Origin of the sequence: Stenotrophomonas maltophilia (assembly GCF_002799245.1) — a bacterium.
Classification (GTDB): Bacteria; Pseudomonadota; Gammaproteobacteria; order Xanthomonadales; family Xanthomonadaceae; genus Stenotrophomonas; species Stenotrophomonas maltophilia_S.
Map to the genome: position 1 here is coordinate 165465 of NZ_NEQV01000001.1, position 12099 is coordinate 177563.

Annotated in this window: 8 protein-coding genes; 3 read left to right on the top strand and 5 right to left on the bottom strand. The window is 68.9% G+C overall.

Going from position 1 to position 12099, the window contains the following annotated elements; all coding sequences use genetic code 11:
• Window positions 1-198 precede the first annotated feature (198 nt).
• The 3 genes from B9Y64_RS00895 to B9Y64_RS00905 all read right to left on the bottom strand — a co-directional run bounded on the left by B9Y64_RS00895 (window position 199) and on the right by B9Y64_RS00905 (window position 5546).
• Window positions 199-3225, bottom strand: coding sequence for a ligand-binding sensor domain-containing diguanylate cyclase (locus B9Y64_RS00895; RefSeq protein ID WP_100439119.1), 3027 nt, complete (start codon window positions 3223-3225; stop codon window positions 199-201).
• Window positions 3226-3401: 176 nt separating this feature from the next.
• On the bottom strand, window positions 3402-4811 hold the full coding sequence (locus B9Y64_RS00900) for a sensor histidine kinase (protein WP_100439120.1): 1410 nt from the start codon (window positions 4809-4811) through the stop codon (window positions 3402-3404).
• A gap of 6 nt (window positions 4812-4817) precedes the next feature.
• A complete protein-coding gene (locus tag B9Y64_RS00905) occupies window positions 4818-5546 on the bottom strand; it encodes a response regulator (RefSeq protein WP_057498358.1) in 729 nt (242 codons plus the stop codon).
• Between the two features lie 204 nt (window positions 5547-5750).
• Here B9Y64_RS00905 and B9Y64_RS00910 point away from each other — a divergent pair, with 204 nt between their 5' ends.
• From B9Y64_RS00910 to B9Y64_RS00920, 3 genes are read left to right on the top strand one after another with little or no spacing between them, the layout of a single operon-like run.
• Window positions 5751-6992, top strand: a complete 1242-nt coding sequence (locus tag B9Y64_RS00910) for an efflux RND transporter periplasmic adaptor subunit (protein ID WP_100439121.1) — start codon at window positions 5751-5753, stop codon at window positions 6990-6992.
• The gene (locus tag B9Y64_RS00915; RefSeq protein ID WP_100439122.1) at window positions 6989-8947 is read left to right on the top strand and encodes a MacB family efflux pump subunit; all 1959 of its coding nucleotides are present in this window, start codon (window positions 6989-6991) and stop codon (window positions 8945-8947) included. The genes B9Y64_RS00910 and B9Y64_RS00915 overlap by 4 nt, the downstream gene beginning before the upstream one ends.
• Complete coding sequence (locus B9Y64_RS00920; RefSeq protein WP_100439123.1) at window positions 8944-10383, top strand: TolC family protein; 1440 nt, start codon at window positions 8944-8946, stop codon at window positions 10381-10383. The genes B9Y64_RS00915 and B9Y64_RS00920 overlap by 4 nt, the downstream gene beginning before the upstream one ends.
• A gap of 136 nt (window positions 10384-10519) precedes the next feature.
• Here B9Y64_RS00920 and rlmB read toward each other — a convergent pair whose 3' ends face one another.
• On the bottom strand, window positions 10520-11263 hold the full coding sequence (rlmB, locus tag B9Y64_RS00925) for a 23S rRNA (guanosine(2251)-2'-O)-methyltransferase RlmB (RefSeq protein ID WP_005408775.1): 744 nt from the start codon (window positions 11261-11263) through the stop codon (window positions 10520-10522).
• 152 nt (window positions 11264-11415) lie between these two features.
• Window positions 11416-11898 (bottom strand): GFA family protein, encoded by a 483-nt coding sequence (locus tag B9Y64_RS00930; RefSeq protein WP_100439124.1) that lies wholly within the window; start codon window positions 11896-11898, stop codon window positions 11416-11418.
• Window positions 11899-12099 lie beyond the last annotated feature (201 nt).

Here is a 12099-nt window from a genome sequence, read left to right on the forward strand (position 1 = left end):
CCACCCTGCCCGGCCTTCGACAGGTTGCGGGGCGCCACGGGAAGATCAGAAAAGCGGGAGCAACAGCGGATCGCTGCGCTCGATGGGTGCTGTCGCCGACCTCGGTGGTGGGTCAGTTCTCTGGTAGCTGCCGACCGTTGGTCGGCACCGCCGGTTGGCAGGGCAACACCCGTAGATCCACGCCATGCGTGGATGAACTCAACCGATGCTCGTGCGATCGCGGCCGTCGCTCTTGGCGCGATATAGCGCGCGGTCGGCACGCTGGTACAGCAGCGCAGGGGTGCGATCGTCGGCGTCCAGTTCCACCAGGCCTGCGCTGAAGGTCACGCGCAGGCCCGCCACGCCGGCCCAGTCGGGATGGTCATGGAACAGGCCACGCAGGCGCGCGCACAGCTGCGCGGCTTCCTCCAGGCGGGTGTCGTTGAGCAGCAGCGCGAACTCTTCGCCGCCGGTTCGCGCCGGCAGGTCGGAATCGCGGCAGGCAGCGGCGATCAGCGTCGCCACCTGCACCAGCACCGCATCACCGATGCTGTGGCTGTGGCGATCGTTGACATCCTTGAAGTGGTCGATGTCCAGCACCACCAGGCACAGCGGATGGCCACTGCGCTGCGAACGGGCGAAGTCACGCGCCAGCGTCTCGTCGAAGCCGCGGCGGTTGGCCAGGCCGGTCAGGGCATCCTCACGGGCCTGTCGCTCGAAGGCTTCGGCCTGGCGTGCCAGGCGCTCGGCCAGTTCGGTCTTTTCCTGGTTCAGCGCCTGCAGATGCACGGTCTTGGCCTGCAGGTCGAAGGTTGCTTCGTCCACCCGCCGTGCCAGGCGCAGGTTGCTGGCCTTCAGCTGCTGCAGCAGCAGACGGTACAACGCGACCAGCCCGGCCAGCAACAACAGCCCGGCCAGCGCCTGCACGCTGCGGCGCTGCCACCAGAACGGCTCCACGGTGAAGCTCCACACCGCCTCCTGCTGGCCCCAGCTGCCACCGGGGTGGGCGGCCGTCACATGCAGGGTGTAGTCGCCCGGCGGCAGGCCGACGAACTCCACGCTGCGCTGCGGGCCGCGCTCGACCCAGCCGGCGTCCAGCCCGTCCAGCCGTGTGCGGTAGCGGATCCGGTCGGACATCAGGTAGCTCAGGCCAACGTAGCTCACCGCCAACCTGCGGCCACCGGGAATGTAGTTGCGATCAGGTCCTTCCCAATGCACCGGCGCGCCATCCACCTGCACGCTCTCGATCGCGGCCGGCGGCGATGGCCGTTCGCGGAAGCGCTGCAGGCGCTGCGGGTCGACCGTGCTGAGGCCACCGGCGGTGACCACCCAGAACGTGCCGTCCTGGCGCAGGATCGCCGATGGGCCGGAGCTGCCGTTGGCCTGCGCATTGGCCATGCCGTCGATCTCGTTGTAGCGCTCCACCACCACCCGTGGCGCACGGCCATCAGCCACCGCGTTGAGGGTCGCCATGTCGGTGCGCAGCACGCCGCGGTTGCTGCTGATCCAGACATTGCCAAGACGGTCCGGCACCAGCTGGAACACCGCATCCACCGGCATGCCCTGCTCCAGGCCGACCCGCGCCAGCCTGCCGTTGCGCCAGCGGTACAGGCCGCGATCGCTGCTGATCCACATCGCATCGCCCAGCTGGTGGAAACCGAACACGCTGCGGCCCCCGCCCAGCGGCGCCAGGTCGATCGACTGCACGTGGTCGCCACGTAGCACGCGGACGCCTTCGATGGTGCCGATCCACAGGTTGCCCTGGTGGTCATGCTCGAGCGCGGTGATCAGGCCGCCGGGCATGCCCGGCACGTTCGAGACCTGCACCCGGTCGCCGTCGATGCGCACCACGCCTTTCTGCGTACCGGCCCAGACCACGCCCTGCGGATCAACGCTGATCGCGCGGATGTTGCCACCCGGCATGCCGTCGGCCGCCGCATAGTTGTGGCGCAGGCGGCCATCGTGGTCCAGCCGGTAAACGCCATCGCCGAACGTTCCCACCCACAGGTCACCGTCCGGCCCCTGCGCCAGGCTCAGTACCGAGGGTGCCTTGCCGCCGCGGTTGTGCAGCGGCATCGCGCGGAAACGGCCGTCGGCGGTCTGCAGGTCAAGGCCACTGGCACTGCCGACCCACAGCTGGCGGTCGCGATCCTCGAACACCGTGCGCACGTAGTCGCCACTGAGCCCATCACGCTCGGTGTAGCTGCTGAACAGTGTTTCGCGCAGGCGGTAAAGGCCACCGTTGGCACCTACCCAGATGCTGCCTTCGGCATCCTCGCGCAGGCTGACCACGCGTCCCCCCGGCAGGTTCAGGCCGGCCGGCAGCCGCTCCAGGCCATGCGCGGAGATGCGCAGCAGGCCCTGGTTCTCGGTGCCCAGCCACAGGTCGCCGTGCCGGTCCTGCAGCATCGAAGTCATGTGCAGCTGGCCCGGCAGGCGATGCACCAGCACCAGCTGGTCGTCCTCGACCCGGTACAGGCGCTCGCCGGCGACGATCCACAACGCGCCATCCGGCGCCCGGTACGGCCACGACAGGCCGCTGCCGGCGCCCAGCCCCCATGCGGCGGGCGCGCGCTTGAGCACGCCATCGTTGTCGCGCAGCACCAGCCCGTCCAGCGTGCCGACCCAGACCCGGTCCTGCGCGTCGACCACCAGCTTGGTGAAGCTCATCGCCATCGGCAGGTCCGCTGCCGGTGCCTGGTAGACGATGCCGCTCTCCCGCGTCAGATAGCCGATGCCCTTGCCTTCGTACAGCAGCCACAGCCGGCCCTGGCTGTCCATCTGCATGGACTGGATCAGCACCTGCGGCGTATCGGCCTGGTGCTCCCATACCCGCCATTGGCCATCACTTCCTCGGTGGCTGACGTTGCCGCGCGAATCGCTGATCCACAGCCCGCCCTGGCGGTCGACGAACAGCGCGCCGATGCCGTTGTCGCGCAGGCCCGGGCGCGTACTGCGGTCGAACACGGTGAAATCCAGGCCGTTGTAACGCACCAGCCCTTCCCAGGTGGCGAACCAGAGATGGCCTTCCGGCGTCTGCGCGATGTCGCGCAGCGAGTTGTGCGGCAGGCCGTTGCGTGAGGTCCATACATCGATGGCGTAGTCGCGCAGCGGAGGCGCGCCTTCCTGCGCAGCCAACGGCAGCGCAAGGGCCAGCAGCAGCCACAACAGGCCCTGCCGCAGTGCCCGCCTGAATGCTGATGCGCGGCGCTCCACCCAGCGCCTCTGGTCCCCCTGCCCGCCCATCACCGCAGCGGCGGCGGCCAGGTGCGGCTGCTGGACGCGGCAGCGTGCGGGAACAGCCGGGCAGCGTGCAATGGCATGCCGGCGGGTACGGGCTGGCTCATCGGGGGGAGACTGGGGAGATGCGCAGATGATAGGCCAAACCCCAGCCCCGGCGTCACCGTTCGCAGCCCTCCGGCTCAGCCGGCACGGCCGGGCGCCACCACCTGGGCACTGGCCGGCCACTGCACCACGGCCTCCAGGCCACCTCCGGCCCGGTTGCGCAGCCACAGCCGGGCCCCATCCTTCTCGGCCAGGGCGCGGGCGATGGTCAGGCCCAGGCCGGCCCCGCCGGTCTGGCGCGAACGCGAGGTTTCCACCCGCACGAACGGATCGAACACCGCCTCCAGCTGCTCCTCGGCCAGGCCCGGGCCGTCATCGGCCACCACCACGGTGATCGCACCGCCGCTGCGCTCAACCCGCACCCGTGCCCGCTGCGCGTACATCACCGCGTTGTCCACCAGGTTGGAGAACAGGCGGTGCATGGCCAGCGGCCGCAGCATCAGCACCGAACCGCTGCGACCTTCGAAGACCACATCGGCACCGTCCTCGGCGGTGTCCTCGACAATGCTCTCCAGCAGCGAATCCAGGTCGAGTGCGGCACGCTGCTCGGCACTCTCGGCACTGCGCGCCAGCTCCAGGCCCTCGCGTACCAGCGCCTGCATCGCCGCCAGGTCGCCGACCAGGCGCTCACGCAGGGCCTCGTCGCTGACATTTTCCAGGCGCAGGCGCAGCCGGGTCAGCGGCGTCTGCAGGTCGTGGGTGATCGCCGCCAGCATCTGCGTGCGTTCGGCCAGGTGCCGCTGCAGGCGGTGCTGCATGGCGTTGAAGGCTTCGGCGGCGCGCTGCACCTCGCGCGGTCCGCGCAGTGGCAACGGGTCGCGCTGCAGGTCATCGCCCAGGTCTTCGGCAGCCGCGGCGAGCTCCTGCAGCGGCGCGCTGGCCATGCGCGCGACGATATAGGCCAGCACGGCAATGGCCAGCACCAGCAGGGTCAGGAACCACGGGTCCACGGCGAGGATGCCGTTGTGCGCCACCGCCGGCGAGTCCAGCGCCAGCTTCAGCAGCGTGCCGTCGTTGAGGGTCACGTCCACCGCGCGGCATTTGGGCGGGATGAACGCCGGGTCGCGTTCGCGCGGCGGCCGCCGGTGGCCCGGCGGCGGCGGCGGCAGCAGGTCCTGCAGCTTGGGAATGCAGGAACGGAACGAAGCGAAGTGCACATGCGCGCGCGACACCGGCCCGGGGCGGTCTTCCAGCACTTCCATCAGTGCCGTGTCGGCACGCCCCAGGCGTGCGCCCGGCTGCAGCGCACGCACGCTCGGCCCGCCGATCGCCAGCAGGCGCTCGCGCAGCTCCGGATTGCCATCCAGCAGGTTGACGTAGCCCTGCAGGCGGTCGGCGATGCGGTTCAGGTTCTGCCGCTCGAACTCCTGCTGGCGCTTGGAGGTGGCCAGCATGGTCGCGCCGATCGCAGCCACCGCCATGCCCAGCAGCAGGATCACGAACAGCCGCCCAACCATCGAGGACAGGAAATGGCGCAGGCGCTTCATCGCGGCTTATTCCAGGTTGACCGACGAGGCCAGCACGTAGCCTTCATTGCGTACGGTCTTGATCAGTCCGTCCGGGCCACCATCGTCGCCCAGCTTGTTGCGCAGGCGGCTGACCTGCAGGTCGATCGCGCGGTCCTGTGCCTCGTAGTTGCGGCCACTGCTGAGCGCGACCAGCTGCTCGCGCGACAACACCTTGTTGGCGTGGGCGATGAACACCCGCAGCAGGCGGAACTCGGCGCCGGACAGCACCACCACGCGGTCATCCGGGTCGACCAGGTGGCGATGCTCGAGGTCGAATACCCAGCGCGAGAAGCGTGCGCGGCGTACCGCCAGCGGCTCCAGGTTGGCCGGCAGCGCCTCGGTCCGGCGCAGCACGTTGCGGATGCGCGCCAGCAGCTCGCGCGGCTCGAACGGCTTGGCCAGGTAGTCGTCGGCGCCCATTTCCAGGCCCAGCACACGGTCGATCGGCTCGGCACGTGCGGTCAGCATGATCACCGGCGTATTCGAACGCGCACGCAGGTCACGGCACAGGGTCAGGCCATCCTCGCGCGGCAGGTTGAGGTCCAGCACGATCAGGTCCACATGCTCGCGGTCCAGCAGCTGGCGCATGGCAGTGCCATCGGCCGCGGTGCTCACCTGGTAGCCGGCACGGCCGAGCTGCTCGGCCAGCAGCGTGCGGATGTCGTTGTCGTCGTCGACGATCAGCAGTCGATGCATCGGGTTTTCAGTCTCCATATCGCGATCATCCCGTGTCGGCAGCTGAACCGCATCCGGGGCAATGCGTACCACTGTATCCAGCCATGGGCCGGATACCTGTGGTTACGCGTATTCACCGACAGTGTTACATACAGACATACCCCGAGGATTGAGCCGTCCATCGCCCGGTCTTCACAATGCCCACCAACGCCGCCCGCGCGGCCCCGAGAGTGAAGCCACGACGTGACGTTCCGCCTGCTACCCGCGACCCGCCGGAGTCGCCTGATACTGATCGCCCTGCTTGCCCTGATCGTCGCCGCGACCGCCTGGTGGCTGCTGCGCAAGCCCGCCGCCCCGGCGGTGGCAACCTCGCCGGTCAGCCGTGGCGACATCGAGCAGACGGTGGACGCCACCGGCGTGATCGATGCCTACAAGCTGGTCAGCGTCGGTGCGCAGGCATCGGGCCAGATCAAGTCGCTGAAGGTGCAGCTGGGCGATACGGTGAAGGAAGGCGACCTGATCGCCGAGATCGACGCCACCACCCAGCAGAACCAGGTGCTCAATGCGCAGGCCTCGCTGGACCAGGTCACCGCCCAGCGCGCCGTGCAGCAGGCCACCCTGCGCCAGGCTGAACTGGAATTCGCGCGCCAGCAGCAGATGCTGGCCGCCGAGGCCACCTCGCGCCAGGAGTACGATGCTGCCGAAGCGCAGCTGAAGACCGCCCGTGCCCAGCTGCAGTCCTACGAGGCGCAGATCAAGGGCCGCGAAACCGAGCTGGGCACCGCGCGCGCCAACCTGGCCTATACCCGCATCACCGCGCCGATGGATGGCACCGTGGTGGCGGTGGTGGCCGAGGAAGGCCGCACCGTGAACGCCAACCAGACCGCACCGACCATCGTCATGCTGGCGCGGCTGGACGTGGTCACCGTCAATGCCGAGATCTCCGAAGCCGACGTGGTCAAGATCAAGGCCGGCATGCCGGTGTACTTCACCACCCTGGGCGACCCGGACCGCAAGTATCACGCCACGCTGCGCCAGATCAATCCGGCGCCGGCCTCGATCGCCAACGAGAGCTCCTCCAGTTCCAGCAGCTCTTCCAGCTCCAGTTCCAGCAGCGCGGTCTACTACAACGCGCTGTTCGACGTGGAGAATCCGGACGGCACGCTGCGCATCGACATGACCGCGCAGGTCTCGGTACTGCTCAAGCAGGCCAAGGGCGTGCTGATGGTGCCGGCAGTCGCGCTGGGGCCGAAGCGCCGTGGCGATGAGCGCATGGTGCGGGTGCTGGACGACAAGGGCCAGCCGCAGCCACGCAAGGTCACCGTGGGCATCAACAACGGTGCCTCGGCCGAGATCCTGTCCGGGTTGCAGGAAGGCGAGCGCGTGGTGGTCGGTGAAGCCGGTCCGGCCGGTGCCAGCGCCGGCGGCGGCAACCGCGGCGGCATGCAGATGCGGGTCGGCGGCCCGGGCATGGGGCGCCGATGAGCACGACGGCGCCGCTGCTGCGCCTGCGCGACCTGAGACGTGAATTCCCGGCCGGCGACGATGTGATCGCCGTGCTGCGCGACGTCAATCTCGACATCCACGCCGGCGAAATGGTGGCCATCGTCGGCCAGTCCGGCTCGGGCAAGTCGACGCTGATGAACATCCTCGGCTGCCTCGATCGCCCCACCCGTGGCAGTTACCAGGTGGCCGGCCGCGAAACCGGGAAGATGGAACCCGATGAGCTGGCCGAACTGCGCCGCGAGCATTTCGGCTTCATCTTCCAGCGCTACCACCTGCTGGGTGACCTGGATGCACGCGGCAACGTGGAAGTGCCGGCGGTATACGCCGGCAGCCCGGGCGCGGTGCGCAACGCGCGTGCCGAGCAGCTGCTGCAGCGGCTCGGCCTGGGCGACCGCATGCACCACAAGCCCGGCCAGCTGTCCGGCGGCCAGCAGCAGCGCGTGTCGATCGCACGCGCCCTGATGAACGGCGGCGAGGTGATCCTGGCCGACGAGCCCACCGGTGCGCTCGACACGAAATCCGGCGAGGAAGTGATGGCGATCCTCGGTGAACTGCATGCCGAAGGCCATACCATCATCATTGTCACCCACGACATGAGCGTGGCCGAGCACGCGCAGCGCATCATCGAAATCCGCGACGGCGAGATCATCGCCGACCGCGCCAACCCGAACGCGCCGACCTACCGCGCGCAGCGGGAGGCCAGCACCGGCGTTGCCCGCGGCAACAGCTGGCGGGCGGCCCGCGACCGCTTCACCGAAGCGTTCCGCATGGCCCTGCTGGCGATGAATGCACATCGGCTGCGCACCTTCCTGACCATGCTCGGCATCATCATCGGCATCGCCTCGGTGGTCTCGGTGGTGGCGTTGGGCAACGGCTCGCAGCAGCAGATCCTGCAGAACATCAGCGCGCTGGGCACCAACACCATCGACGTCTATCCCGGCCGCGGCTTCGGCGACATGCGCTCGGCGCGGGTGCAGACGCTCAAGGCCAGCGATGCCGATGCATTGGCAAAGCAGAGCTACGTGGACAGCGCCACCCCCAGCGTATCGACCTCGGTCACCGCGCGTTACCGCAACCAGTCGTCCACCGCCCAGGTCAGCGGCGTCGGCGAGCAGTTCTTCCGGGTCAAGGGCGTGACCCTGCTCAGTGGCAGCTTCTTCGATGCCGATGCGGTCAAGGGCCTGGGCCAGGTGGCGGTGATCGACGAGAACACCCAGGCCCAGTTCTTCCCCGATGTCGATCCGGTCGGCCAGGTGATCCTGCTCGGCAACGTGCCGGCACGCGTGGTCGGCGTGGCCAAGCGCCAGAGCTTCGGGTTCGGTGGCAGCACCAGCCTCAGCGTATGGGTGCCGTACACCACCGTGATGTCGCGCATGCTCGGCCAGAGCCATGTGTCCAGCATCACCGTGCGCGTGGACGACAGCACACCGATGGATGCCGCGCAGGAAGCGATCACCCGCCTGCTGACGATGCGCCATGGCACCGAGGACTTCTTCCTCAGCAACAGCGCCGAGATCCGCGAAACCATCGAGCAGACCACGCGCACGATGACCCTGCTGATCGGCGCCATCGCCGCCATCGCACTGCTGGTCGGTGGCATCGGCGTGATGAACATCATGCTGGTATCGGTGACCGAGCGCACCCGCGAGATCGGTGTGCGCATGGCCGTCGGTGCGCGGCAGAGTGATATCCGCCAGCAGTTCCTGATCGAAGCGGTGCTGGTGTGCCTGCTCGGCGGCGTGCTTGGCATCGGCCTGGCGCTGCTGCTGGGCTCGATGATCGGCCGCTTCGCCAGCGACTTCCAGGTACTGTTCTCCACCGCCTCGATCGTTGCCGCGTTCGCCTGCTCGACCCTGATCGGCGTGGCATTCGGCTTCCTGCCCGCGCGCAACGCCGCGCAGCTCGACCCGGTCGAGGCCCTGGCCCGCGAATGAAGATGATGACCCGACTGCCCTTCCCTGCCCCCTCGCGCCTGCTGCTGGCGGCTGCCGTTCTGCTCGCCCTGTCCGGCTGTGCGTCGGTCGGTCGCTATCCGGTGCACGACCCCGACGTGGCGGCCCACTACGGGCGTGGCGATGCCACCCTCAACGCTCCGGCCGACGACCCGCGCAGCAGCCTGGATACGCCGGGCCGCGACATCCGCCAGGACACCTGGTGGACCGGCTTCGGCGATGAACGCCTGGACCGCCTGGTGGCACAGGCACTGGCCGCCAACAGCGATCTGGCCGCCGCTGGCCTGGCCGTGCAGCGTTCGCGCCTGCAGGCCGGCCTGGCCAGCAATGCGCTGTGGCCGCAGCCTTCGTCATCCGGCGTCAGCGGCAGCGCCAGCCGCGCCACCGACCAGGCCGACGACTGGCGCCGCAGCTATTCCACCGGCGTCTCGCTGGGCTGGGAAGTGGACCTGTGGGGGCGCCTGCGCACCCAGCGCGACATTGCCCGCTGGGAAGCCGAAGCCAGCGAGGAAGACCGGCAGAACACCGCCCTGCTGGTGATCAGCGACACCATCACCCAGTACTGGAACCTGGCCTACCTCAACCAGTCGATCGCCACCGGCCAGGCCAACCTGGAGCGCCTGGAACGCACCCGCGAACTGGTGCAGGCCCGCTTCGACGCCGGTGCGGTATCGCGCCTGGAAGTGCGCCAGGCGCTGCAAAACCTGCAGTCGCAGCGATCCTCGCAGAGTGCGCTGGAACAGCAGCGGGTGGAGGTGCGCAATGCACTGGCCGTGCTGCTGGACGGCACCCCCTGGCCACAGCAGGACGAACCGCAGGACCTGCTGGGCGCACGCAGCCCGGGCATCAGCGAAGGACTGCCGACCGACCTGCTCGGCCGCCGTCCCGACCTGCGCGCGGCCGAACTTCGCCTGCGCAACAGCCTGAAGACCATCAAGGTCACCGCCACCCAGTACTACCCGGCACTGAGCCTGACCGGCAGCCTCGGCTCCAGCGCGACCTCGCTGGGCGATGTGCTGCGCAACCCGGTAGCCACGCTGGGCGCCGGCCTGTCGCTGCCCTTCCTCAACCTGCAGCGCGCGCAGCTGGATACCGATATCGCCGGCACCGCCTATCAGATCGCCGCCACCAACTTCCGCAAGACGCTGTATACCGCGCTCTCGGAAGTGGACAACGCGCTGTCGGCACGCGAGCAGCTGGCGCGCCAGGTGGCCGCCTCGCAGGCGTCGTACGACGAAGCGGTGGAAGTGGAGCGCGCGCAGGAAGTGCGTTACCGCGTGGGTGCCACCGATCTGCGCACCTGGCTGGAAGCGCAGCAGACCCGGCGTGATGCCGAGCTGTCGCTGGCGCGCGTGCGCCAGGGCCAGCTGAACAACGACGTGACCCTGTTCAAGGCGCTGGGCGGCAGCGCGGGGTAAGGCGGCAACAAGGGCGCCAACCAAGGTTGGCAACTACCCGCCAGGTGTCGACCTTGGTCGACACGGCACATGAAAAAGGGGTCAGATCCCTCGCCTGCGGCGAGGGATCTGACCCCGATCATGTGCCGCTTGCCGATCAACCGCGCTGGCGCACGGCCTCGAACAGGCTGACGCCGGCAGCGACCGAGACATTCAGGCTTTCGATCTCGCCCGGCATCGGGATCTTGACCAGGCCATCGCAGTTCTCACGGGTCAGGCGGCGCAGGCCATCGGCTTCGCCGCCCAGCACCAGCGCGATATTGCCCTTCAGGTCCAGCTGGTACAGCGACGCGGTGGCTTCGCCGGCCAGGCCGTAGATCCACACGCCCTGCTTCTGCAGGTCCTTCAGGCAGCGCGACAGGTTGGTCACCGCCACCACCGGGATGAGATCGGCGGCACCGGCCGAGGTCTTGCGCACGGTGGCGTTCACCGTGGCCGACTTGTCCTTCGGGATGATCACCGCGGTTGCACCGGCGGCAGCGGCCGAACGCAGGCAGGCACCGAGGTTGTGCGGGTCCTGCACCTCGTCCAGCACCAGCAGCAGGGCCTTGCCCTCGGCCGCGGTGACCAGGCCTTCCAGCTCGTTCTCGCTGTAGGTGCGGGCGGCGGCATAACGCGCAGCCACGCCCTGGTGGCGCACCGAACCGCCGACACCGTCCAGCGCCTGGCTGTTCACCTTGCGCACGTCGATGCCCTTGCGACGGGCGTTTTCCTCGATCTCGGTCAGGCGCGGGTTCTTCGCACCGGCCTCGACCAGCACTTCGCGGACGTTCTCGGCGTCGTTCTCGATGGAGGAGGCGACGGCGTTGACGCCGACAATCCACTGGCTGTTCTTGCTCATGCGGGCGGGGACCGGAAAGGGGGTGGCTATGGTAGAGCATCGGCGGGCCGGGCGCTGCGGCCGCCCTCTGGGGAGCCGGGCCCATGCTCGGCTGGCAGGGGCCGGCGGCTGGAGCAGGGGCAGCCGAGCGTGGGCTCGGCTCTACAGGTGCGCTACCGGCTGCGCGGCGGCCAGTGCGGAGTGTCGTGATCGGGGTGCTGGTGGGACACGATCGTGGCCAGGAAATCCACCGCCGCGATGTCTTCCTCGGTTCGGCTTCCCGGCAGCTGCCCGAGGCCATCCACGAAGGGCAGCTTGCGCTCCAGGCCGTACTGACGCGTCGGCGGCAGGCGCTCGGGTTCATCGAAGGCGCCGGCGGCAACCGCCACGCCATCGGGGGCCTCATAGGTCAACGGCGTTCCGCAATCGGCGCAGAAGCCCCGGCGCACCACGTCGGAGGACTGGAAATAGCGCGGCTGGCCCCGGGTCCAGCTGAACTGCACGCCACGCACCGACACCAATGGCGCGTAGTAGGCACCAAAGGCCTTCTGGCACATCCGGCAATGGCAGATCGAGCTGTCGGTCAGCGCGCCACGCACGTGGAAGCGGATCGCGCCGCACTGGCAACCGCCGCTGTATTCGGGTTGGCCCTGCATGGTGAGTTCCTCCGAAACGTCGTGCCAACCAACGGTTGGCACCTACCGGGTGAGGTGGGTGCCGACCGTTGGTTGACACCTGCCGGGTCAGGTGGGTGCCGACCGTTGGTTGACACCTGCCGGGTGTGGTGGGTGCCGACCGTTGGTTGGCACCTGCCGGGTGAGGTGGGTGCCGACCGTTGGTTGGCACCTGCCGGGTGA

Excerpts from the sequence above, each read along its gene's own strand:
- B9Y64_RS00895 (WP_100439119.1), bottom strand. The coding sequence starts at position 3,225 with ATGGGCGGGCAGGGGGACCAGAGGCGCTGGGTGGAGCGCCGCGCATCA.
- B9Y64_RS00920 (WP_100439123.1), top strand. The coding sequence starts at position 8,944 with ATGAAGATGATGACCCGACTGCCCTTCCCTGCCCCCTCGCGCCTGCTG.
- B9Y64_RS00915 (WP_100439122.1), top strand. The coding sequence starts at position 6,989 with ATGAGCACGACGGCGCCGCTGCTGCGCCTGCGCGACCTGAGACGTGAA.
- B9Y64_RS00905 (WP_057498358.1), bottom strand. The coding sequence starts at position 5,546 with ATGGAGACTGAAAACCCGATGCATCGACTGCTGATCGTCGACGACGAC.
- B9Y64_RS00930 (WP_100439124.1), bottom strand. The coding sequence starts at position 11,898 with ATGCAGGGCCAACCCGAATACAGCGGCGGTTGCCAGTGCGGCGCGATC.
- B9Y64_RS00900 (WP_100439120.1), bottom strand. The coding sequence starts at position 4,811 with ATGAAGCGCCTGCGCCATTTCCTGTCCTCGATGGTTGGGCGGCTGTTC.
- rlmB (WP_005408775.1), bottom strand. The coding sequence starts at position 11,263 with ATGAGCAAGAACAGCCAGTGGATTGTCGGCGTCAACGCCGTCGCCTCC.